20 protein-coding genes and 1 pseudogene are annotated in these 21,769 nt (G+C 42.4%); 7 read left to right on the top strand and 14 right to left on the bottom strand.

Annotated elements, in window-relative coordinates; genetic code table 11:
- Positions 1 to 4 precede the first annotated feature (4 nt).
- From BTO10_RS13725 to ccoN, 5 genes are all read right to left on the bottom strand, one after another.
- Entirely contained in the window at positions 5 to 484 is a 480-nt protein-coding gene (locus BTO10_RS13725) for a FixH family protein (RefSeq protein ID WP_105024879.1), read from the bottom strand.
- A gap of 85 nt (positions 485 to 569) precedes the next feature.
- The gene (gene ccoP / locus BTO10_RS13720; protein ID WP_105024878.1) at positions 570 to 1,544 is read right to left on the bottom strand and encodes a cytochrome-c oxidase, cbb3-type subunit III; all 975 of its coding nucleotides are present in this window, start codon (positions 1,542 to 1,544) and stop codon (positions 570 to 572) included.
- Positions 1,544 to 1,720, bottom strand: a complete 177-nt coding sequence (locus BTO10_RS13715) for a CcoQ/FixQ family Cbb3-type cytochrome c oxidase assembly chaperone (RefSeq protein WP_004742291.1) — start codon at positions 1,718 to 1,720, stop codon at positions 1,544 to 1,546. Before BTO10_RS13715 ends, ccoP begins: the two co-directional genes overlap by 1 nt.
- A 9-nt stretch (positions 1,721 to 1,729) precedes the next feature.
- Complete coding sequence (gene ccoO / locus BTO10_RS13710) at positions 1,730 to 2,350, bottom strand: cytochrome-c oxidase, cbb3-type subunit II (protein ID WP_004742292.1); 621 nt, start codon at positions 2,348 to 2,350, stop codon at positions 1,730 to 1,732.
- An 11-nt stretch (positions 2,351 to 2,361) separates the two neighbouring features.
- Positions 2,362 to 3,789, bottom strand: a complete 1,428-nt coding sequence (gene ccoN / locus BTO10_RS13705) for a cytochrome-c oxidase, cbb3-type subunit I (protein ID WP_181143981.1) — start codon at positions 3,787 to 3,789, stop codon at positions 2,362 to 2,364.
- A 258-nt stretch (positions 3,790 to 4,047) separates the two neighbouring features.
- On the opposite strand from ccoN, the gene BTO10_RS13700 reads away from it, so the two are divergent.
- The 5 genes and pseudogenes from BTO10_RS13700 (at position 4,048) to BTO10_RS13680 (ending at position 9,815) form a co-directional block, all read left to right on the top strand.
- A complete protein-coding gene (locus BTO10_RS13700; protein WP_105024876.1) occupies positions 4,048 to 4,413 on the top strand; it encodes a hypothetical protein in 366 nt (121 codons plus the stop codon).
- A gap of 111 nt (positions 4,414 to 4,524) precedes the next feature.
- Positions 4,525 to 5,709, top strand: a complete 1,185-nt coding sequence (locus BTO10_RS13695) for an FIST signal transduction protein (RefSeq protein ID WP_105024875.1) — start codon at positions 4,525 to 4,527, stop codon at positions 5,707 to 5,709.
- Entirely contained in the window at positions 5,709 to 7,433 is a 1,725-nt protein-coding gene (locus tag BTO10_RS13690) for an ATP-binding protein (RefSeq protein ID WP_105024874.1), read from the top strand. The genes BTO10_RS13695 and BTO10_RS13690 overlap by 1 nt, the downstream gene beginning before the upstream one ends.
- A gap of 878 nt (positions 7,434 to 8,311) precedes the next feature.
- Positions 8,312 to 8,898 (top strand): annotated as a pseudogene (locus BTO10_RS13685) (outer membrane beta-barrel protein).
- A 314-nt stretch (positions 8,899 to 9,212) separates the two neighbouring features.
- On the top strand, positions 9,213 to 9,815 hold the full coding sequence (locus tag BTO10_RS13680) for a DUF2971 domain-containing protein (protein WP_004742299.1): 603 nt from the start codon (positions 9,213 to 9,215) through the stop codon (positions 9,813 to 9,815).
- Positions 9,816 to 9,909: 94 nt separating this feature from the next.
- Here BTO10_RS13680 and BTO10_RS13675 read toward each other — a convergent pair whose 3' ends face one another.
- The 4 genes from BTO10_RS13675 to matP form a co-directional block, all read right to left on the bottom strand.
- The gene (locus BTO10_RS13675; protein WP_004742300.1) at positions 9,910 to 11,130 is read right to left on the bottom strand and encodes a hypothetical protein; all 1,221 of its coding nucleotides are present in this window, start codon (positions 11,128 to 11,130) and stop codon (positions 9,910 to 9,912) included.
- Between the two features lie 146 nt (positions 11,131 to 11,276).
- Positions 11,277 to 11,588 carry a hypothetical protein gene (locus BTO10_RS13670; RefSeq protein WP_105024873.1) on the bottom strand — a complete coding sequence of 104 codons (312 nt, stop codon included), beginning with the start codon at positions 11,586 to 11,588 and terminating at the stop codon, positions 11,277 to 11,279.
- 105 nt (positions 11,589 to 11,693) lie between these two features.
- Positions 11,694 to 12,002 (bottom strand): DUF3634 family protein, encoded by a 309-nt coding sequence (locus BTO10_RS13665; protein ID WP_004742302.1) that lies wholly within the window; start codon positions 12,000 to 12,002, stop codon positions 11,694 to 11,696.
- A gap of 28 nt (positions 12,003 to 12,030) precedes the next feature.
- Complete coding sequence (gene matP, locus BTO10_RS13660; protein WP_004742303.1) at positions 12,031 to 12,486, bottom strand: macrodomain Ter protein MatP; 456 nt, start codon at positions 12,484 to 12,486, stop codon at positions 12,031 to 12,033.
- A 189-nt stretch (positions 12,487 to 12,675) separates the two neighbouring features.
- Here matP and BTO10_RS13655 point away from each other — a divergent pair, with 189 nt between their 5' ends.
- Together BTO10_RS13655 and fabA are read left to right on the top strand one after the other, a co-directional pair.
- Positions 12,676 to 14,328 carry an AAA family ATPase gene (locus BTO10_RS13655; RefSeq protein ID WP_105024872.1) on the top strand — a complete coding sequence of 551 codons (1,653 nt, stop codon included), beginning with the start codon at positions 12,676 to 12,678 and terminating at the stop codon, positions 14,326 to 14,328.
- A gap of 70 nt (positions 14,329 to 14,398) precedes the next feature.
- Positions 14,399 to 14,914: a bifunctional 3-hydroxydecanoyl-ACP dehydratase/trans-2-decenoyl-ACP isomerase gene (gene fabA / locus BTO10_RS13650; RefSeq protein WP_105024871.1), complete on the top strand. Its 516-nt coding sequence runs from the start codon at positions 14,399 to 14,401 to the stop codon at positions 14,912 to 14,914.
- Between the two features lie 246 nt (positions 14,915 to 15,160).
- Here the strand turns inward: fabA and rmf are convergent, their stop codons facing one another.
- From rmf to rlmKL, 5 genes are all read right to left on the bottom strand, one after another.
- Positions 15,161 to 15,334 (bottom strand): ribosome modulation factor, encoded by a 174-nt coding sequence (gene rmf, locus BTO10_RS13645; RefSeq protein ID WP_004742306.1) that lies wholly within the window; start codon positions 15,332 to 15,334, stop codon positions 15,161 to 15,163.
- Between the two features lie 162 nt (positions 15,335 to 15,496).
- Positions 15,497 to 17,206, bottom strand: coding sequence for a DUF3466 family protein (locus BTO10_RS13640; protein ID WP_105024870.1), 1,710 nt, complete (start codon positions 17,204 to 17,206; stop codon positions 15,497 to 15,499).
- 9 nt (positions 17,207 to 17,215) lie between these two features.
- A complete protein-coding gene (locus BTO10_RS13635) occupies positions 17,216 to 19,132 on the bottom strand; it encodes an ABC transporter ATP-binding protein (protein WP_105024869.1) in 1,917 nt (638 codons plus the stop codon).
- Entirely contained in the window at positions 19,110 to 19,370 is a 261-nt protein-coding gene (locus BTO10_RS13630) for a glutaredoxin family protein (RefSeq protein ID WP_105024868.1), read from the bottom strand. Before BTO10_RS13630 ends, BTO10_RS13635 begins: the two co-directional genes overlap by 23 nt.
- Before the next feature lie 25 nt (positions 19,371 to 19,395).
- Positions 19,396 to 21,516 (bottom strand): bifunctional 23S rRNA (guanine(2069)-N(7))-methyltransferase RlmK/23S rRNA (guanine(2445)-N(2))-methyltransferase RlmL, encoded by a 2,121-nt coding sequence (gene rlmKL / locus BTO10_RS13625; protein ID WP_105024867.1) that lies wholly within the window; start codon positions 21,514 to 21,516, stop codon positions 19,396 to 19,398.
- Positions 21,517 to 21,769: the final 253 nt, after the last annotated feature.

The raw sequence follows: 21,769 nt of genomic DNA, 5'->3' as shown, positions 1-21,769 counted from the left end.
AGCTTTAGTTCGTTAGTTGAGTAGGAGTTTCAATCGGGAAGTTCATGCGACCTTGAACCAACCATTCTTCGTCATGTGGCGTCAGCTCAATGAACCACGGGCCTTCTAAGTGATGGTCCAGAGTCAGTGTGTAGTTGCCTCTCGCATCAGCGGTTAGTAGCTGAGTGAAATCGCGATCTGGTAGCGTTCTGTGAACGAACATTGCGCTGATAGCAGGGAAGTGATCAAGTTTGCCTTTGTCTAATGTGATGATAACAGAGTTACCTTTCTCATTAAGTGAAGCTGATAAGCCTAGCTCTTTGGCGACATTTACTTTTGAAATGTCGACATTGATGCCTTTTCCTTTTTTATAGTAATCCTCAGTCACCAAGTCTACAGAGTTCTGTGTAAACACAATAACCGTCATAATGGTCCAAATAACTACTGTCGCTGGCAACGCGATTAAGAACCACGGCCAAAACTGTTTATACCAAGGCTTTACCATAAAAAAGATCTCAAAAAAGAATAAAAAGAAGAGGTTATAAAATAAAGGAAAGACAGCCTCTTAGAAAGAGGCTGTTATTGAAATGTTACTTATTATCTGAGTTGCTTAAGCTCCATACGTAAGATGAAACCAGTTGTACTTTGTCTTCGCCTAGGATGTCTTTCCAAGCAGGCATTACGCCAGAACGTCCGTACATAACTGTTTCAGTTACGTCTGCACGAGAATCGCCAAACAACCAATCGCGGTCAGTTAAGTCTGGTGCGCCGACAGCAGGGTTACCCTTACCATCAGTACCGTGACACGCTGCACACACTACGAAACGAGCTTTACCAGCTTCTGCTTCACGTGCGTTTACGCTACGACCAGAAAGGCTAAGTGTGTAGCTAACTACTTCTTTTACGCCTTGTTCGCCAAGCGCGTCTTTCCAACCTGGCATTTGGCCAACACGACCGTGCATAATTGTTGTAACGATAGCCTCAGGTTCACCGCCGTATAGCCATGCGTCATCAGTTAGGTTAGGGAAACCTTTCTGACCGCGTGCATCAGAGCCGTGACACTGAGAACAGTTTTGTAGGAACAAACGTTGACCCACTTTAATCGCATCAGCATCTGATGCAATGTCAGGGATTGAACGTAAGCCGTTTTCGTCGTGAGCTAGCTTTCTGAATGCTTCACCGAAGTAGGTGTCTGCATCATCAAGCTCTTTCGCGTACGCATCTAACTGTTTGTTTGCTTGCGCAGCAGCAATTGCAGAGCGAGACTCTTCAACGCTACGTACCGTTTGGTCTGAACTTGTCCAGCCTAAAAGGCCTTTAAAATTACCTAGACCAGGGTATAGAGCAAGGTAAACCGCTGCAAAAACAATCGTACTGATGAAAAGGTATGTCCACCATTTTGGTAGTGGGTTGTTAAGCTCACGAATACCATCGTATTCATGGCCCATATCTTGACCTTCTTCTACGCCTGTTTTGTCTTTAAAACACCAACGAAGTAAGACAGCACAACCAATTAGGGTACCAATCGTAATCGCACTAACCCAGATACTCCAGAATGTACTCATTACTTTGTCACTCCTTCATTTTTAGAACTTGTTGCTGGCTCGTCGTCAGCAAACACTAGGTTCGCGTCTTCGTCGAAACGTGATTTACGGTTCTTGCCATATGCCCACCAAACGATGCCGATGAAGCAAGCAAAAACAGTCACAGTCCAAACACTTTGAAATGTAATAATGTCCATAATTATTCCTTATTTCATTGCGTGGCCAAGCGATTGAAGGTAAGCGATGATTGCATCCATCTCTGTTTTTCCTTCAACATCTTGTTTAGCGTTAGCAATTTGTTCGTCTGTGTAAGGAACACCAAATTGATTACGGAACAGTTCAAGCTTCTGTTGAGTCAATTTGCCATCAAGTACATTCTCAGCAAGCCATGGGAAACCAGGCATGTTTGATTCAGGAACAAGTTCACGAGGGTCGATAAGGTGAACACGGTGCCACTCATCAGAGTAACGATCACCAACACGTGCTAGATCAGGACCAGTACGCTTAGAGCCCCATAGGAATGGGTGTTCCCAAACACTTTCGCCAGCTACAGAGTAGTGGCCGTAACGTTCAGTCTCAGAGCGGAAAGGACGAATCATTTGGCTATGACATACGTTACAACCTTCACGAATGTAGATATCACGACCTTCCATTTCCAGAGCAGAGTAAACGCGTAGGTTTTCTACAGGTTCAGTTGTTTGCTTTTGGAAGATAAGAGGGGTGATTTCTACTAACGCACCAAAACTGATAGCAATAACGATTAAGATCGCTAATAGGCCAACGTTTTTCTCTACCAACTCATGGCGATTATTTGAATTTGAGCTCATTCTAAATCTCCTTAAGCCGGTTGCGCGATAGCTTTTAAGCTAGCTTTTGGTGCAGAAACAGTTTTGTACGCGTTGTATGCCATTAAGAGCATACCAGATAGGAAGATGAAACCACCTAGGAAACGTACAAAGTAGAACGGGTAAGACGCTTCTACAGATTCAACGAAGCTGTAAGTTAATGTACCGTCAGAGTTAACTGCACGCCACATCAGACCTTGCATCACACCAGAGATCCACATTGCAACAATGTAGAAAACCGTACCAATCGTTGCTAACCAGAAGTGAACATTGATTAGAGATACAGAGTACATACGCTCTTGACCAAATAGTTTAGGAACTAAGTGGTAAACCGAACCGATAGAAACCATTGCAACCCAACCTAACGCACCAGAGTGAACGTGACCGATAGTCCAGTCCGTGTAGTGAGATAGCGCGTTAACCGTTTTGATTGCCATCATTGGGCCTTCGAAAGTCGACATGCCGTAAAATGATAGAGAAACGATTAGGAAACGTAGGATAGGGTCGTAGCGAAGCTTATGCCACGCACCAGATAGAGTCATGATACCGTTGATCATGCCACCCCAAGAAGGAGCAAACAGAACCAAAGACATAACCATACCTAGAGACTGAGTCCAGTCTGGAAGTGCAGTGTAGTGTAGGTGGTGAGGACCAGCCCAAATATACAGAGACACAAGTGCCCAGAAGTGAACGATCGACAAACGGTAAGAATAAACAGGGCGACCAGCTTGTTTAGGAACGAAGTAGTACATCATACCTAGGAAACCAGCTGTCAATAGGAAGCCTACCGCGTTGTGTCCGTACCACCATTGCACCATTGCATCAATTGCACCTGAGTAAATCGAGTACGACTTAAACGCAGATACAGGAACAGCTAGGCTGTTAACGATGTGCAACACGGCAACCGTGATGATGAAGGCTCCGAAGAACCAGTTCGCTACGTAAATGTGTGATGTCTTACGTTTAATCATGGTTCCGAAGAACACGATTGCATAAGCTACCCACACAAGAGTAATAGCAATATCGATTGGCCATTCTAGTTCTGCATATTCTTTACCAGAGGTTAAACCTAACGGTAGAGTAATTGCAGCCGACAGGATAATCGCTTGCCAACCCCAAAAGGTAAAGGCTACGAGAGGGCCACCAAAGAGACACGTCTGACAGGTACGTTGCACAACATAATATGATGTTGCAAACAGCGCACTTGTACCGAACGCAAAAATAACCGCATTAGTATGCAGGGGACGTAAACGACTGTACGTCAACCACGGCGTATCAAAGTTTAGCTGTGGCCAAACTAATTGAGCGGCAATCAAAACACCAACGCCCATACCGACAATACCCCACAAAATTGTAACTAGGGTAAACTGACGGACGACCGTATAGTTGTAGTTTTGTTCAAGCTGCTTTTCTTGGCTCATTTGCATGCTTCCAATTTCTTATTTACTACACTTTACTTCCAACACGACTCACGTCGTAATGCCACCCAAATTAGAAAAGGAAATTCAGCCTATTCAGGACCTTATTTCCACTTGCTGATTTTAAAAAAAAGTGGCATTTTCAACGCGACACTATACTTGAATTAACAAATCAATGACAGAGTAGTAACCTTACGCTTGGTCTGGAATTGGATTTTTATTTAAAAACTTTGAACTTTGTAACAAGGAGTAAAGATTATAATGGCGGCACAAAAGCTAACAAAAGGCAGGCTTGTTCAAATTATCGTCATGTTGGTTATTTTATTAGCTGCATTTACTTGGAGAACAGTGACATACGATAATAACGAAACAATAACCTGTATAGTTTCAAAACCTTGTGAATTTGGTATTGATAATAATAATGTTTCAATTACGGGCGATAGTCAGGGGTATTCAATTGAAACATCTAAAACTGGCAAATTTATCATTAGCTATGATGGAAGCGGAGTTTTGGAATCGAAAGGAGCGTCATCTTGGCTTTTAAAAACCAATGATAAGACTTCTTCAATAACGGTTACATTTCCACAACAGGTCATGACGTATACAGTTAAGCTCTCTAAAGAATAAAACTCAAAACTGAGCAACACCTCGCTCTTTGATAGAAATATTGACTAAACCAGTGAACCCCTGCGCATTAAAGTGTTATAAAGGCAATATTAATAAAGTTTCCAGAACTCTATGAAATTTCTATCAAAAGTCTCTTATTCTCTAGATGATAAAATCGCCGTAGATGAACTGCTTCTTGGGGTAGAAACCCCCGAGGACATCGCATGTCTTATCTGCTACTGCACAGAAGAGTATTCCACGCTTGCTGTGCAGAGATATTTCGTAGATGCTCTCCCTAATATTCCAATTCATGGATGCACGACATGCCATGGAATCATGACTGAAACTGGATTCCATTCAGGGCCTGTAATCGGTGTACTTATCATCTATGATTCTGGTATCAATGCATACGGCACCGGTATTAAACACTTCAGTCAATCCATCGAACAAAGTACCTTCGACGCAATAGATTTAGCGCTAAAAAGTGCCAACCGAGAAGGTGAAATTCCAGACTTGATCTTGCTTCATTCGACTCCCGGCAACGAAGAGAAGGTGATGGCTGCCATCGACAGTAAATTCGGCACTGAAGTACCTATCATCGGCGGTAGCGCGGCCGACAATCAGGTGTCTGGAAACTGGAGCATATTCACTGAAGAGTCACTCTCAATTAATGGCGTTTCATTAACCGTCTTTTTCTCCTCTCAGTCTATCTATTCGTCATTCAGTGCAGGACACACGCCTACGCGTTACTCAGGGACCGTGACCAAAGTAAGAAATAGAATCTTACTCGAGATAGACCACAGGCCAGCTGCTACGGTTTACAATGAATGGACTAATTTCCATTTAGGTGGCAGTAACGACGGCTATATCTTTGAAAAATCTTCTGTCTATCCACTAGGCAGGAAAGTCGGTACATCATACAACTATCCATATTTCAAACTGTCTCATTCTATCCGTGAGACAGAGTGTAACGGTATCGAACTCTTTACGGATATCAATGAAGGCGACACCATTTATTTGATGCAAGGCTCGAAGCAGCAGTTGATAAGCCGTGCCGCTAATATCATTCATTCGTCTTACTATAATGATATGGATCTGGAAGAGAAGTTAGGCGCGATTAACATCTTTTGCGCAGGGCCGATGCTCAATCTAAAACAAGACATGGATGAGGTTTGCGACCAAATAAATCAAGCACTTAACGGGCTTCCTTACATATGTCCATTCACATTTGGTGAGCAAGGGAGGCTTTCAGGTGGAGAGAATGCACACGGTAACTTGATGGTGTCATCAGCAACATTTTATAGGTTAAAAAAGTAATGGGTTCTGAAGGTCAAGAAGCGCTGCAAGAAGCACGTATTGAACTACAAAAATTAAAAGCCCGTGAGAGAAAGCTGGCTGAAGAGAATAGGGTAATCCTATCGACTATCTCTGCAATCAGTAAAGCGAATAACATCTCTGAGATATTTTCTAGCCTCGAGTTTGTGTTGAAAAAATACATTAAGTTCGACGACTTTATCGTGGTCTCTAGAGTAGGGAATGAAGGCAATTTCAAAACTCTACTGACCAACAATAAAGTCTTTGAAGAGATGATCTGGAACGATCATGGCAAGCTATCTCGAGTCATCAATGGTGAGTGCGCCATTCTTTTTGAACCCAAATCTCTGGGTGAATTTAACACTTTGCATCCCATTGTTCTCGACCAAATAAACTCAGTATTGATTACTGGTATCGACAGCGGACTAACACAGTCGGTCATCATTTTTATTCACTCGAATACCAAACATTTTAGTATCGAAACTAAAGCAACTCTGAACCGGTTCCGTCCTCTGATTGAGCGAGCTGTTTTCGATATAGAGAACAAAGAAAAACTTGAAGCGACGGTTAGAGAACGAACCGCCGAGCTTGTCACAGCAAGGAAAGACGCGGAAAGAGCGAACAAAGCCAAGTCAGAATTTCTCGCGATGATGAGCCACGAATTAAGAACTCCACTTAACGCCATCATTGGGCTGATCGACACACTAAAGTCGACCCAGCTAACAGAAGAACAACAGTCTATACTCCTAAATATGAGCACATCGTCTGAGCTTCTGTTGGCGATCATCAGCGATGTATTGGACTTTTCCAAAATTGAATCTGGTTGTTTCTCACTAGCTCCACAATGGAGCAACGTAAGAGACACTGTAACTTTTGTTTTATCAGAACAAACAAAGGCTGCAGACGACAAAGGTCTAAAGCTCACGGTGTCTAGCGATATCCCAGATGCTGAGCTTCACTATATAGACCCAAGCCGCTTAGCGCAGATATTGTTTAACCTAATCGGAAATGCCATTAAGTTTACGGAGCGCGGACACGTCCATGTTTCCATCAAATACCAGCAGAGTTCGTTCTATATAACCGTTGAAGACACAGGAATTGGAATTAGCTCCCAGCAGCTATCGTCGTTGTTCAGTCCATTTGTGCAAGCAGATAGCACAATAACGCGAAGGTTTGGCGGCACAGGGTTAGGTTTAGCCATCACCAAGCGCTTAGTTGAGTTGATGCGTGGGCGAATATCAGTAGAAAGTGAACCAGGGAAAGGTTCTAAGTTCGAGGTTCAATTACCAGTACTCACAAGAGTAACGAACAGCTGTAACCAACTGGAAGATGATGAATGTTCAAGAACACTCAGAAGTCGATATTCGGTGCTGGTCGTCGAAGACAATCCAACAAACCAAATGGTGATTAAGTTAATTCTAACGAGGCAAGGCCACGAAGTTTTCATCGCAAGTAACGGCGAAGAAGCAATAGGCTTTATACAAGACAACAAAGATTCCATAGACATTATCCTGATGGACGTTTCAATGCCGGTCATGGATGGTTTAACCACAACCAAACACATGAGAAAGGCAAACATCCAAACACCAATCGTGGCTCTAACAGCGCACACATCGGTTGAAGATAAATGTTCATGTTTAGATGTTGGTATGAATGATTTCGTTACCAAACCAGTAAGAACCAAAGAAATAACAGCAGCTATAGATAGACTAATGCTTGAGATCTAATAAACGTATTCTTAATCGAAGATTAGGAAATATGTTTATTAGGTATTTTATGGTAAATAGTCATTATGGTTAAATACACAGTATAAGATAGCCAGAAACGAAGGCAGGGCATCAGATATGCAGCTCTGCCTTATGATTACCAAACACAATTTAACATAATATACATAATGCGCAGTCATAACATGTAAAATCTGAGAGTTTTGCGAGCCTTATCCCTGGCAGATTTCACGTACAGAACCACTTAATTCATTCGCTTAACCATTTTTATGGGTTTGACTACACGTTGAATCAAACTAACTCGCTCCATCTTGATTACATCAGCTAAAACCTCGTACTGGATCTTTACGCAGCGCCTGTTCAAATTAACTCTCTAACTCTTAGATGCTATCCATCCAATATTTAACTTTCTACTAGAAACTTGGGTTCAATTGAGAACCCCGGTTCATCTTCCAACTGCAACTGAGAAAGCATTCAAAAACTCCAACACATTACTGAACCCCAATCTGACTTGCTGATGTGGATTCTTTCAAGTTGAGTTCGTTTCAAGCTCTATATTCGCGTAGCTCTCGTTACTTAAGGTTCCATGAACTTGTCTCTGAACCCCAAACGAAATTATGAACAAGCTACATTGGATTCAAAGTATGTCCGCATTAATTTCACAGGTTACAAGTTAACAATAAGTGACAACGCAACGCACTTCCGATTCACCACGTTCTGGAATGGTCATTGCGCCTTTGTCTTACAACTGAGATGTTGATACTTCTATTATTTACAAGCTTTTAAAATCAGATATTTAGACAGGTTTCGTATTAACTAATACGTCTTTTGTTTGATAGCATTTGCGGGAAATCAATAACTTACTATATAAAAGGTTTTATATGAAAAGCATTATGGTCGCCCTATCACTATTCTCTATTTTCGCGATGAACTCGTACGCGCTTGCTAGTGACAAAGAGAACTCAAAAGAGCTTGGCCAGCGGATGTCGGCTTGTATAATGAAACCGAATCAGAATATCTTGGTCGTTCAATTGAGGATTCGTCAGACCTGTCTGACCTCAGCTATAACCTAGTTGGAGGCTTCGAATTCAATACACATGACGTTGTTAAATTGGGGCTGGAAGCCGAATATCGCAAACTTGGCAAAGTAACTTATAACGAGACAATGGATATCGAAGGTCAGGCTTTCTTCGTCAATGTAAAGCCGAAATTCATTGTTGAAGGCGACGTATTAGATTTGTGCGTGTCCCTGTTGTTGGCTGGTATCGGAACTATGGATATGGAGGTCAAAGCTTTGGGATCATCTGTGTCTAAATCTGAAGCAGCATACCAAGTTGGTGCTGAGCTTGGTGCAATAGTTTCAGATAATATCGACATTCACCTTGGCTACCGAAATGCACGCGTTGAGATCGATAGTGTCGATATTTCATCGCAGACCGCCTACGTTGGAGCTCGCTATAAGTTTTAATCCCTTCAAATAACCGATATTAGCCCATTTGAGTAAAGCCTGCTCTTCAAAGCAGGCTTTACTACCGGTTAAAGCCGACTTAATAAACTCAAACGTTACGTTGTATCTTATTTAACATAGCCCTAGAAATCTTAAGGGCCGATGTATGGCAAAATAAACCACCTAAACAGGCCACTATTTCGTGTTTAAATTTTGATCTATCAAACAGTTATAATTAAAAATAAGGTGATTAAGCAATCAAATGCTGTGCATTCAGAGTTGCATTACCAATTAAAGTGTTAACATCAGAAAATGTTGTAAACTAGGTGTTTGATATGTTGCCTAAACTTTATAAGTTCAGATCGCTCCACGATAGAAACATACAATCTATATCCGAGTGTTCGTTGTGGTTTGATTACGCTAAATCCTTTAATAACCCTTTTGATTCTAACCACATCTTCAGCCAATGCCTTCAAAATGATTTTAAGGTGATGTGTTTCTCACAGTCCAGCGACCACCCAATACTGTGGTCTCAGTATGGTGATAACTTCAAAGGTATGTGTATTGAATATGACCTTAACTTTTATGAGGGTGACGCAAACCTAAACTGCTTCGAGGTCCAATATGAAGACCATCCAAACAATATCTGTTTACCCTTGTTAGAGAATTTACCGCCATTACGCTTAGGTACCGAACTCTTTAAAGTGAAGCATTCTAATTGGCGCTATGAACGAGAATATCGCTGGGTACTACCTAATGAAGAGCTCGTCGGCAATAAACTGTTTCTCAACAAGCAATGCCTGACTTCAGTCATTCTCTCAGAGCACGCTCCAGCAGATAGAAAGTTAAAACTGTTAATGACATGCCAACGCTTGGGTATTCCAGTCAAACAAGCAATAGCCAAACAGGACTCATTCACCTTTGAAGTCGTTTGCTAATATATACCTATGATAATTCCTCGGATTGTGATTATAAACAAAAGTGACAGTGCAACTTAAATAAAAAGAGCCACATCAGTTGTGGCTCTTTTTATTACATCTTATCGGTAATTTTACCGGGTACCCTATTCTGCATTTGCTCAATTGTCGTTGCTGACATTTGAACATTCGAGAACCAATAAGGTCTGTGCTTAATATTAAAGAAGTCACTATTGCTCAGTGCTTCAAAAATTGAGAACTTTCTTCCTTGAGCCAATGCTGCTCCGTAGAGGGTTCTTTCTAACACTGGAACATCGTTCACTTCCTCTAACAGCGCTCTCTTTATAAACTGGTTGCCAGGACTCCAATCAATGAATTCAACGAGCTTCTGAAGCAGTTTTAACTCAAGTTGCTCTACCATAGACTCCAGAAACTGAGTATTTGGGATGACTTCAGCACACGCGTAATATTCTTCATGCCTGTCACTAGCATCTCGATAACCGAGCATAGTTTTCACCAAGGCATCTTCGAAAGTTGAAGAAAAGTGGTTACAAATCAAGAATAAAGGTAATACTCTCAAAACCCCAAGAAGGATGCCAACGTTCGGATCTTTCACGGACGTTTCTTGTAGTCTTATACGCGTAGCATTCGAAGTCACCACCAAGTGTTGCCAAACCTTTGGCACAATATGCTTGATATTGACGTCGTTCCACTTGATTAACTGTTGGCTCATTAGTAACGGGAACAACAACCGACAGTTCTCTATACCAATTTGCCTTGCTGCAACTTTAGGGTCGAATATGATTTTCGATTTCTTACCGTACTTCTCTGTAAACTCACGATTGGAGACAAATTCAACAAGACTAGAGCTAAGTCCCCGACTCTCCGATGAAATTTTGTGTAACTTGGAAAAGTTTAAAGATGGAGAATACGCGACGCTTGCAAACTGATTGTAATCAGGCAGTTGTGTGAACAGAGAGCTTATCAATGTACCTTGAAGCTTCTCTAACATTAGCGCTGAAGCCGCATCACTCACATCGTCAATAACGTAACGCAGTGTTTGTTGTTTAGCCGCTACCTTCTCACGTTTAGCATTAACTCTATCTTGTTCACAACGCAAAAGAATACGTTGGTTATGTGAGATTCGGTCTGCCTCATTAAAGATGACGCTCTCGCAGTATCTATTTTCTAAGCTAAGTAGCGTATCGACCGTGGACTGGTCAAGTTTATACTTTTCAGACATCAACCACTTAGTAAAACGAGTCTCAACGTTAATTGAAACTTTTCTAGAGATCTCTATGACTTCTGGGGTGTAATTTTTATTTGCTAGCAACAACCGAGACTTTCCTTTGCCCTAATCTTCTTTTTGGCAGCATATGCCTACTTTATAAGTGAGCTAAATATTAATAGAAATTAGAGATTGGTTCACGAAATTGTTTCATTAAAATTATAGATATTTAGTTATAGTGCATCAGGGGTTGATTATTCTGATATGTGGAGGCGAATATATTTCTCGGGAAAGCTGTACTTAAACTTTTTACGCGTGGGCAAGTGCTTTTTAGCCTCTTTGCAAATTTTGCTATCTCCAGATGTTCTAACCTTTTTGATTCGTGCATAGCCTTTGCCATGCCTCATCTCAATCATAAGGTCACAATACCCTTCTAGCTCAATGTTGCTATTGTTGAGACCTTTCAGAACGCTGGTTTTAATCTTTTTTGCGACTGGATTAATCAGAGAATCGTCTGAAATCGCAAATGATGGCAAAAAACACAATAAAAATACTAGATATCTCATACTGTTCTCTATTCGTACAAATTGAAAACAGTATGCAGATAATGGAGAGTTGTTTAGGACTAACTTAGTATGGTGTTGTATTAGACAACACGTAATTATCAGAGATTACGCTTTCTTTGAGCCTTTCGATTTAAAGCCGTTATGCGGGAACACATTACGAATCCTCTGTTGAACACTTTTAGGCACATCCTTAGTGAACTTCAGATTGTAACCAGAGCGTTTCGCATACACCTTCAGCTCACCTTTAAACGCATTATTATGGCCAATTTCTTGAAGGTTATGTTTAAAACTCGGTGGTAGATGACCTTTGACTTGCTCAATAGCCCCATCATTGAATTTTATTTTTAGCACGGGCCTATCGACAGCAACCAGCCAAAATATCAATACTGCACCGATTAAGATTACATACATCATGAAGGTCACCATTAATTAATGTTGATGGTTATTTATCGTCAGAGAGGAGCTTGCTTAAATCTTCTTTAAGGCTTGTTACCGTCTTACTCGCCTGCTCGCTGCGAGATGCTTCACTTACCAGGTATTCAATGGCGTCAGACAAGGTACATCCCAACTCATTCGCTCTTTGAGATAGCTTTTCCCACACGCGGTAATCGAGATCGATTGATTTCTTTTTGGTGTGAACTTGCTCAGCGTTAAAGTGGCGTTTGCGCTTCGCTCTGATTGCCTGCTTAAGCTTGTTATCGAGCTCTGGAGACATGTTGTCAGATATCCACTCAAGTACACCAGTTGGTTGATGCTCAAGCTTTAACAACGCTTGTATTGCAACCTCAGCTTCACTTGAATCAATATGGCAGGTGATCGATTCGCCTTCTTTCCATTTTTTGACCAGATAGTTCCATTTCCAACCACATTCCAAGTTTTCAAGTTGCTGATATTTCATGTCTAATCTCGCGTGTTAATCCTAGTGACAGCGTAACCCAAAATGGGCTATTTAACAATTATTGTCTTGAAAGAATAGACCAAGATCATACTTATATTCGCCCCGTGATTGATCGTGTCGATATAGAGCTACAAGCGAGATCAGTTTTTCTATATACTCCCTACCTTATTATCCTAATCAGAAACCTAAATGACTCAAGTAGATTGGCGACATGTTACGCCTCAGTACGACGAATATAACGCTCAATTAGAGCAATTCCATGACATCTCGCCTCTCCCATTCTCAGTTATTCAACACCGATTCAGAGATGCGTTAACTCGCTTTGTCCGTTTATCTAACCTTTCACGTGTATTATTGGTGAATTCCCCGGACAACTCGATCTATCGCCAAATGATCGTTGAATCTTTAGTTGCTGAATTAGATGACGATACAAAGCCGGTTATCAAAACCGAATCTTTGAACGCAACGTCTCTGTTTGATCAAGTTCAATCACGTGATGGCAAAGTTGTTGCTACGAAACCCGGTTTACTCGCTAGAGCGAACAATGGGTATCTGATTGTGTCAGCCAACTTGATTCTTGCTAATCCAGGAAGCTGGTTGCTATTAAAGTCAGCACTGCTTGGTGAAGCTGTGGAGCCAATCAGCAGTAACCCTGAGCACTTGAATCAATCACCAACGCTTCCTCTTACATATAATATTAAATTGATTGTCGTTGGAGACCGATCGCAACTTGGTGATCTTGATTACTTAGATAGCGATATTCAAACTGGTTTTTGTCTTTTCAGTGAAATTGAACAAGACATTAAGCTATCTGAAGAAACTTTGATTCAATACCTTGGCTACCTTAAGTGGCTTGTGCAACGTTATGATCTACCAAACATTACACAAAACGCGTTAACAGCGATTTTGACCGCAGGCGCACGAGAAACGGAAGATCAAAGTTACATTCCACTGTGTCCAATTTGGCACAACGCGTTGCTAAGCGAAGCACTGGTTGAAGCCAACAACGGTGAGATTGATATCCACCATGTCCAACAAGCTCAACAACACAAATACAATCGAGAATCATATCTTCCAGAGCGCGCTCTAGATGACATTCGCGATGGCCAGGTCATCATTGAAACCGAAGGTGAACAAGTTGGCCAAGTAAATGGCCTCACCGTCATCGACGTTCCAGGACACCCAATCTCTTATGGTGAACCAGCACGTATTTCATGCGTAATTCACTTTGGTGATGGCGACATTTCCGATGTTGAACGTAAAGCAGAGCTTGGCGGTAACCTACATGCGAAAGGCATGATGATCATGCAAGCATTTGTTAGCAGCGCATTAAACCTTGAAGACCCATTACCATACGCTGCATCTGTCGTGTTTGAACAGTCGTATTGTGAAGTTGATGGCGACAGCGCTTCTCTTGCAGAGCTGTGTTCTCTAGTCAGTGCGCTATCTGAATACCCTATCGACCAACAGATTGCTGTAACAGGCGCTGTCGACCAGTTTGGCCGTGTACAAGCCGTTGGTGGTCTTAATGAGAAAATCGAAGGCTTCTACCATGTTTGTAAACACCAAGGACTCACTGGCAAGCAAGGCGTTATTCTTCCGAGATCAAATTTAAGGCATCTTGCTCTTAAACCAGACCTTATCGAAAGCATAAAAAACGAAGAATTTCACATCTGGTCTGTGTCAAATGTAGACGAAGCTATTCCTCTAATTATGAACAAACCATTTAGAGACGATGAAGAAGAAAGCGTTCTTAGCAAAATCGCGGAACGTATTGAAAACTTTGAAAGACATGAGCACCCAATGGGAATTGTGGGACGCATCAAAAACTGGTTTGTCTAGTACTGATCGGACTTGTTTAGCGTACACCTGTTCACTAATATGCACCTATCAAAAATCGGAGTAATTGATAATGCAAAACAAACGTGATTCTTACACTCGCGAAGAGCTTCTAGCTTCAAGCCAAGGCGAACTATGGCCACAAGGTCCTCAACTACCAGCACCAAACATGTTGATGATGGACCGCATCACTAAAATGTCTGAGACTGAAGGTGATTTCGGTAAAGGTTTGGTTCTTGCTGAGCTCGATATTACTCCTGACCTATGGTTCTTTGGTTGTCACTTCCCTGGTGACCCAGTAATGCCTGGTTGTCTAGGTCTAGACGCTATGTGGCAGCTGGTTGGTTTCTACCTTGGTTGGGTTGGCGGCGAAGGTAAAGGCCGTGCTCTAGGTGTTGGTGAGGTTAAATTCACAGGTCAAATCCTACCTACCGCGAAAAAAGTAACTTACGAGATCCATATGAAGCGCGTTGTTAACCGTCGTCTAGTTATGGGCCTTGCAGACGGTCGTGTGCTTGTTGATGGCAAAGAGATCTATGTTGCTAAAGATTTGAAAGTAGGCCTTTTCCAAGATACGTCAGCATTCTAATCAGATAGTTAGATTCGAATAAAGCAGCCAATGGCTGCTTTATTTTTGACTCCAAAACATTTAGTTATAGTGCATTAAAGATTGCTTTAAGGGAAGAAATGCCAAATCCACCAGCAATGGATGGAGCGTGAATATCATAGAAACATTGCTCTTTGCCGTTTGTAAACTTTACCTCCCCTTAAAAACTAACAAGGCCCCATTGTATTTAAAACAATGGAGCCCTGACCTGAATTCGTTGCGCTCTATCTACTTGTAGAGACCTGCTTGTTTGTCATCTCTGGCATCTCGCCAGCCACCTAACCAATAAGACCGAGAATCCATTTGGCTGTATGGGCAAGCTTCTTGTGACCTACCGTTTAAACCAGCTTTATAGCCTTGAGATTGTGCTCGTTCTAGTCGATCACGCTTTTGTCTCTTCATAGTGCAGTCCTCATACGGGTATTTCGATTTACTAACATACAATGATTACAACTTTGCGGAGTTTTTGTGACTCCAAGTTTAAGACTTGACCAATTTCTCAATTTTCTCAAGGCGAAAAAAAGCCCGAGTTCAGAATTGTGAACTCGGGCGCAAGAGAAAAAATTATTTAAATTTTTTACGGAACCCTAACAGACCAAGCACAGTCAAAGTTAACCAGCCTAGGCTACCACCTTGACGATCGACTTTCTCTGAGTCGGCACTACGAGCTTGAATATCAGCTTTGGTTGCACCAGCAATAGGTACAAGCTTAACCGCTACCACCTCTTCTACTGCATTAGATGACGCGCCACCACAGTATGAGTTGTGAGACGTTGAATCATACGGCTGAGCTGTTCCACCAACAGTACACTTAATCGCAGTCGCTGAAATTACACCAGCATCATTGATGTCGGTTGCGTCGATGATTCTAAACTTGTTGTTTTCACCAGAGGCATTACCATCATTGGTTAGATCATCTAGCCACCAAGCTTTGTTATCAAACAGCGCAATTCTTGATGCGTCAGTGCCATTTGCTTGATACGGATAAATAAAACCACGATGTCTACGTTCACTACCGTCAACTTCTCGAGTCGTTTCCGCGTCAATTTGGCCTACAAATTCGTTGTAGTTATTAACTGCTTTAGCTTCACCACTTGAGCTACTAAAGAAAATGCCACCAGTCAAAAAGTCAGCTTTAAGATCAGTTCCGGTATTTGCAGCATTTTTAACAACAAAGATCTTATTGCCCGCACTGCCGTTCTCAGGCACATAACCATTACGCTTAGCATAGCCAACTGCAAACAAGTTATTGTTTATATCAGTCAACACAGAGTTGCTGTATCTCGCATCGTCGTTAGACGAGCCTGACTTAACTTCTGCACCACTAACTTGCTTAGTCGTCCATGTCGCACTCGTTAGATCTAACGAATCACTCACAAAGACACTAGCATTCATGTCTTGTCGGTCGCCATTACCATCGGCAGTATTATAACCAACACCATAAAAAACAGAGTTTGATTCAACAATTGAACGCATGCTACCTTGAGCAAAGTAATCACCTTGTTGAGCATTACCGCTACGAATCCAATCGATTTTCTTAGTCGTCGTACCATCCCAAATTGCAGCTTTTGAGCTAAACGTCGTATCTGAAGTATCAGTACCAGGACCTTTTTCAGACACACTACCTATATTGTAAACAGAACCGTTACTTGCGGTAATTGCTTTCCATGCACGCGTTTCAGAAGTACCAGTAGGTCCACTTGTCGTTGTAAACAATGCATTATTACGGATACCACCTTCAGATTTAACACCTAGTGGTTGAGCTGTATTATCTAGAGAGTTAATAACTGTGTTACGGCTCTCAAACGTAGCGCCACCTTCAACAAAGGCTTTGGCATTTACGTAACTCAAGTCATTTTTTTCCTTACTCCAAGTTGCCCAACGCTTTTCAGCCCAGCTGTCACAAGTTGAGTATCTAAGCTCTCGGTAACAGTAGTTTTTAAAGTCGTCCCTTTCTTGAATGTATTGGAACGGAGCATCCATAGCGAACGGCACTTCTTCGCGATAGCTTACCGCTTCAACCGTATTGCGAGTTTCACCAGCGAGTTTGAATGTATTGTCAACACAGTTTGTTGCCGCTGAGTCAAAACATCCTAGTGCAAGGTCATTCGTTCCGTCGGTAGCACTCCCAGGCTGGATCGCTACGCCAAAGATTTCAGACGCACCGGTAATAGAAGGCGTTACTTCAACTACCTTATACAGCGCAGCGTTTGCATTAGTTGCAGCCAAAACTAGAGCTGCAACTGTTGTTAATTTAAATTTAGTACAAGTCATTATTACTTCTTAACTTTCCTGTTGTAGTGCCTCGAGCTCTTCCCAGCGCTCAAATGCAACTTCAAGCTCCTGCTCTGTCGCAGTTAGCTTATCTAAAACTGGCTGTGTCTGCTCTACAGATTTCGAAAAGAAGCTTGGATCATTAACTTCTTCCTGAAGAGCTTCAATTTGTGTTTCCAATTCTTCTAAACGTTGTGGTAACGCTTCTAGCTCTCGCTGTAGCTTATACGATAACTTCTTAGGTTTAGCTTTAACTGGTGCAGTTTTGGGAGTTTCCTCAACTACTTTCGTTGGCTTTGATGGCTTTTCAACCTGTCGGTATTCAAGCGCCTGCTTTCTTTGTTGTTGAGCATCGTGGTAGCCACCAACAAATTCTTCAATCACGCCGTTGCCTTCGAAGATCCAACTTGTCATCACTGTATTATCAACAAACTGACGATCGTGGCTTACTAAAAGAAGCGTACCCTGATAGTTGGCAAGCAAATCTTCTAAAAGTTCCAAAGTTTCGATATCTAGATCGTTGGTTGGCTCATCGAGAATCAGCAAGTTGTTCGATTTAAGGAAAATACGAGCTAACAACAGACGGTTTTTCTCACCACCAGACAACGCTTTAACAGGAGTACGAGCACGTTTAGGTGAGAATAAGAAATCTTGTAAGTAGCTTAGCGCATGACGCTCACGGCCACCTACTGTTACTTCTTGCTTACCATCCGCTAGGTTATCGATAACCGACTTCTCTGGGTCAAGGATTTCACGGTATTGGTCAAAATAAGCCACCTCAAGTTTCGTACCGCAATGTAGACGACCTGAATCAGGTTTTAGCTGGTCAAGAAGCAACTTAAGAACAGTACTCTTACCACAACCATTCGGACCAATCAGTGCAATACGATCGCCACGCATGATGTTGAAGCTGAAGTCTTTAACGATCTGTTTGCCTTCGAAGCCAAAGTTAATGTTCTCAGCTTCAAATACAATCTTACCTGAGCGCTGTGCATCATCGATTTGGATAACCGCTTTACCCTGCACTTCGCGACGATTCAAACGCTCTTCACGTAGCTTTTTAAGCGCACGTACACGACCTTCGTTACGAGTACGACGGGCTTTGATGCCCTGACGAATCCATACTTCTTCCTGAGCGAGCTTTTTATCGAATTCAGCGTTCTGCATTTCTTCAACACGAAGCGCTTCTTCTTTCTCAACTAGATAATTTTCGTAGTCACCAGGGAAAGAACTCAGCTTACCGCGATCAAGATCTACGATACGTGTTGCCATCGATTTAATGAATGCACGGTCGTGTGAAATAAAGATGATTGAGCCGCGGAAGTCTTTCAGGAAGCCTTCTAACCATTCAATAGTAGCAACATCCAAGTGGTTAGTCGGTTCGTCTAGTAGAAGCACGTCAGGGTCACACACAAGCGCACGGGCAAGAGCTGCTTTACGTTGCCAACCACCAGACAGGTCTGTCAGTTTAGTTTCCGCAGTCAGCTTTAGAGCGCCCAGAACATTAGTTACACGGTCTTCAAAACGCCATGCATTAGCGTGATCCAACTGTTCTTGTACGCGAGTAAGGCGGTTTAGATTCTTTTCACTAGGGTCGGTTGCGATCAGATCCAGAAGATCATGATAGATCTTTAGCTGCTCGCCAATCTCAGCAAGGCCACCAGCCACATAATCATATACTGTGCCTTCTTCGTTACGTGGTGGATCTTGTTCCAAGCGAGACACAACCACATCTTGCGTGATTTGCATCTTGCCGTCGTCCATGATGATGCTGCCAGAAAGCACTTTCATCAACGTAGACTTACCGGCACCATTGCGCCCTACTAAACAAACACGCTCATTTTCTTGCAGTGCGAAGTCTGCACGGTCTAATAATGGGTGATCGCCAAAAGCTAACTGCCCATTATGAATTGTAAGTAATGCCATTCTTCTTTAACCAATCATTAAGTTCTAACAAGCCAAATGGCCAGTTAAGCTCTGAGTGTTGAGAACCGTCAGAGCTTTCAAATTTGAGTACCGGAATAGTGACCCCGTAACGGGAAAAGAGCTCATCATCGAATGCAATATCAATAACATTGACATGATGGCTAATGTTTAACTGTTCCGTGAGTTGGAATGCCATCTCACATAGATGGCACCCTTCTGTACTGTATAGAGTCAGCACTATATATCCTTATACAATCTCTTGATTACTTATGTGTAATCAACCAGCAGTTATGAATATGCTTATTACGAGAGAAATCTAGAGGCAATGTCTTAGCAGAGATGTTCTGAGCTTTAAGGCCTAGCTCTTCTAATGCTTCTAAATCCATTTTGAAGTGACGTTTATTGTTAGAGAAAACAATCGTACCTTCTTCACGAAGCAGACGCTTTAGGTTCTCCATCAATTGGATATGATCACGTTGAACATCGAAAGATTGATCCATACGCTTTGAGTTTGAGAACGTTGGTGGATCAATGAAGATCAGATCATACGACCCTTGCTCTTTAGCCAACCACTGTAAACAATCAGCTTGAACAAATTGATGCTGACGACCTACACGGCCGTTAAGATCCATGTTCTCTTTCGCCCACTCTAGGTAGGTATTAGACATATCAACAGTAGTTGTAGAGCGTGCGCCACCCACAGCAGCATGTACAGATGCACTACCTGTATAAGCAAACAGGTTTAGGAAATCCTTACCTGCAGCCATTTCACCGATACGACGACGAGTAATCTTATGATCGAGGAATAAACCTGTATCTAGGTAGTCGTGAAGGTTAACAATCAGCTTAACACCGTACTCGTTTACTTCTAGGTTCGACGAATCTTGAGAAAGCTTCTGGTATTGAGAGCGGCCTTTTTGCTTCTGACGAACTTTCAACACAACGTTATTGGCTTCAACACCAGTCACTTGAATAGAAGCACGGATGATATCGGTTAGACGACGTTTTGCTTTCTCCTCCGGTACATCTTTAGGCGCAGCGTATTCTTGAATCACAAGGTGACCTGGGTATACGTCAATCGCTACATTGTATTCTGGTAAGTCTGCATCATAGATACGGTAACAATCTAGTTGCTCTTTCTTAGCCCACTTGCCAATTTTGCCGATGTTCTTCTTGAGACGGTTCGAGAAATCAGGTGCAATCTGCTGCTCTTGTTGCTCTGTTGGGCGCTCTGACATAGGACGATCGGAGATTGAGTAGTTCTTTTGGTGACACGGTAACGCACCGTTATTCAATTTGAACTGTTTGTCTGCACGCATACGCAAGCAGCTTAGAAGCTCGTCTGAGCTAGAGAAGATAGATGCGTTACAACCACCAAACTCAGCTTTTAGCTGCGCGCCAAATGCCGTGTATAGTGCAATCAAGCCAGGTTCAGTACCTAGACGCTCACCATAAGGTGGGTTTGATACAACCACGCCATTGTCGAATTCAGCAGGACGCTTAACAAGTGCAGCATCGCCTACTTCAAATTGAATTAAATCTTCAACACCGGCACGACGCGCATTGTCACGTGCAGTCTTGATCATTCGCTCATCGTTGTCATAGCCGTAGAACTTACACTCTACTTTCTTCACACCACGGCGACCTTGAACATTCGCTTCTGACTTAACTTCAGCCCATAGCTCTGGTTGAAAATCTTCTAGAGCTTCGAAACACCATTTCTGACGCTTAACACCCGGGGCCATGTTCGCAGCCATCATTGCCGCTTCAATCACAAGCGTACCTGAACCACACATCGGGTCTAAGAAAGGTTTTGTTGCGTCCCAACCACTACGAAGAAGAATCGCTGCAGCAAGAGTTTCACGCAACGGTGCGCGACCTGATTCAGGACGGTAACCACGCTGGTGAAGACCGCTGCCGACCATATCAAGGCCAAGAATCGCTTTGTCACGGTGTAAACGAACGTGAATACGAACGTCTGGGTTTTCTTTGCTAATAGAAGGACGAGGCAACGACTTCTTCTCGAAGCAATCGACGATAGCGTCTTTCACTTTCATCGCGCCATATTGGCTGTTGCGGATTTCGCGGTTAGTACCATTAAAGTCAACCACAAAACGCTTAGAGCTATGGAATTGATTCACCCAGTTAACCGCAGTGGTCGATAGGTACAAATCCATGTCGTCCTGACAAGTGAATTCAGAAAGGACACGTACAAATCGAGAAGCCAAACGACTCCACAAACAACAACGATAAATTTGCTCATTGGTCGCTTTGAATTTAACACCTGCCTGAACAGGTTTTGCGTTTGTAATCCCTAGTTGGGTTAGTTCTTCAACTAATAAATTCTCAAGGCCGTTTGAGGTAACCGCTAGATATTGATTCATAGTGTTCTTTTATTGATAAAAATGAGTTCGATTATACCTGATTTTGTTACCAGAGCATCACTCTAAACTCGTCTTTTCATTGAATCTTTCGACTAACTGGCTAGCAAACACTCAGTACTGAAGCGATCGCTTACCCACATCCCCTTAAAACATAAGACCTAACGAACTCACTCGTTTAGCACCCAATTTCCGAGCAACTCGCCTTTGTGAATTTATATTCACACCAAAACTGGTATACACCAAGCCAAAAATT

This window comes from Vibrio chagasii (assembly GCF_002954585.1).
GTDB classification, from domain to species: domain Bacteria; phylum Pseudomonadota; class Gammaproteobacteria; order Enterobacterales; family Vibrionaceae; genus Vibrio; species Vibrio chagasii_A.
This window is presented reverse-complemented; position numbering and strand designations above follow the sequence as displayed.

Bases quoted from the DNA above. Each gene is read 5' to 3' on its own strand.
- BTO10_RS13725 (WP_105024879.1), bottom strand. From the start codon at position 484: ATGGTAAAGCCTTGGTATAAACAGTTTTGGCCGTGGTTCTTAATCGCG.
- ccoP (WP_105024878.1), bottom strand. From the start codon at position 1,544: ATGAGTACATTCTGGAGTATCTGGGTTAGTGCGATTACGATTGGTACC.
- BTO10_RS13715 (WP_004742291.1), bottom strand. From the start codon at position 1,720: ATGGACATTATTACATTTCAAAGTGTTTGGACTGTGACTGTTTTTGCT.
- ccoO (WP_004742292.1), bottom strand. From the start codon at position 2,350: ATGAGCTCAAATTCAAATAATCGCCATGAGTTGGTAGAGAAAAACGTT.
- ccoN (WP_181143981.1), bottom strand. From the start codon at position 3,789: ATGAGCCAAGAAAAGCAGCTTGAACAAAACTACAACTATACGGTCGTC.
- BTO10_RS13700 (WP_105024876.1), top strand. From the start codon at position 4,048: ATGGCGGCACAAAAGCTAACAAAAGGCAGGCTTGTTCAAATTATCGTC.
- BTO10_RS13695 (WP_105024875.1), top strand. From the start codon at position 4,525: ATGAAATTTCTATCAAAAGTCTCTTATTCTCTAGATGATAAAATCGCC.
- BTO10_RS13690 (WP_105024874.1), top strand. From the start codon at position 5,709: ATGGGTTCTGAAGGTCAAGAAGCGCTGCAAGAAGCACGTATTGAACTA.
- BTO10_RS13680 (WP_004742299.1), top strand. From the start codon at position 9,213: ATGTTGCCTAAACTTTATAAGTTCAGATCGCTCCACGATAGAAACATA.
- BTO10_RS13670 (WP_105024873.1), bottom strand. From the start codon at position 11,588: ATGAGATATCTAGTATTTTTATTGTGTTTTTTGCCATCATTTGCGATT.
- BTO10_RS13665 (WP_004742302.1), bottom strand. From the start codon at position 12,002: ATGATGTATGTAATCTTAATCGGTGCAGTATTGATATTTTGGCTGGTT.
- matP (WP_004742303.1), bottom strand. From the start codon at position 12,486: ATGAAATATCAGCAACTTGAAAACTTGGAATGTGGTTGGAAATGGAAC.
- BTO10_RS13655 (WP_105024872.1), top strand. From the start codon at position 12,676: ATGACTCAAGTAGATTGGCGACATGTTACGCCTCAGTACGACGAATAT.
- fabA (WP_105024871.1), top strand. From the start codon at position 14,399: ATGCAAAACAAACGTGATTCTTACACTCGCGAAGAGCTTCTAGCTTCA.
- rmf (WP_004742306.1), bottom strand. From the start codon at position 15,334: ATGAAGAGACAAAAGCGTGATCGACTAGAACGAGCACAATCTCAAGGC.
- BTO10_RS13640 (WP_105024870.1), bottom strand. From the start codon at position 17,206: ATGACTTGTACTAAATTTAAATTAACAACAGTTGCAGCTCTAGTTTTG.
- BTO10_RS13635 (WP_105024869.1), bottom strand. From the start codon at position 19,132: ATGGCATTACTTACAATTCATAATGGGCAGTTAGCTTTTGGCGATCAC.
- rlmKL (WP_105024867.1), bottom strand. From the start codon at position 21,516: ATGAATCAATATCTAGCGGTTACCTCAAACGGCCTTGAGAATTTATTA.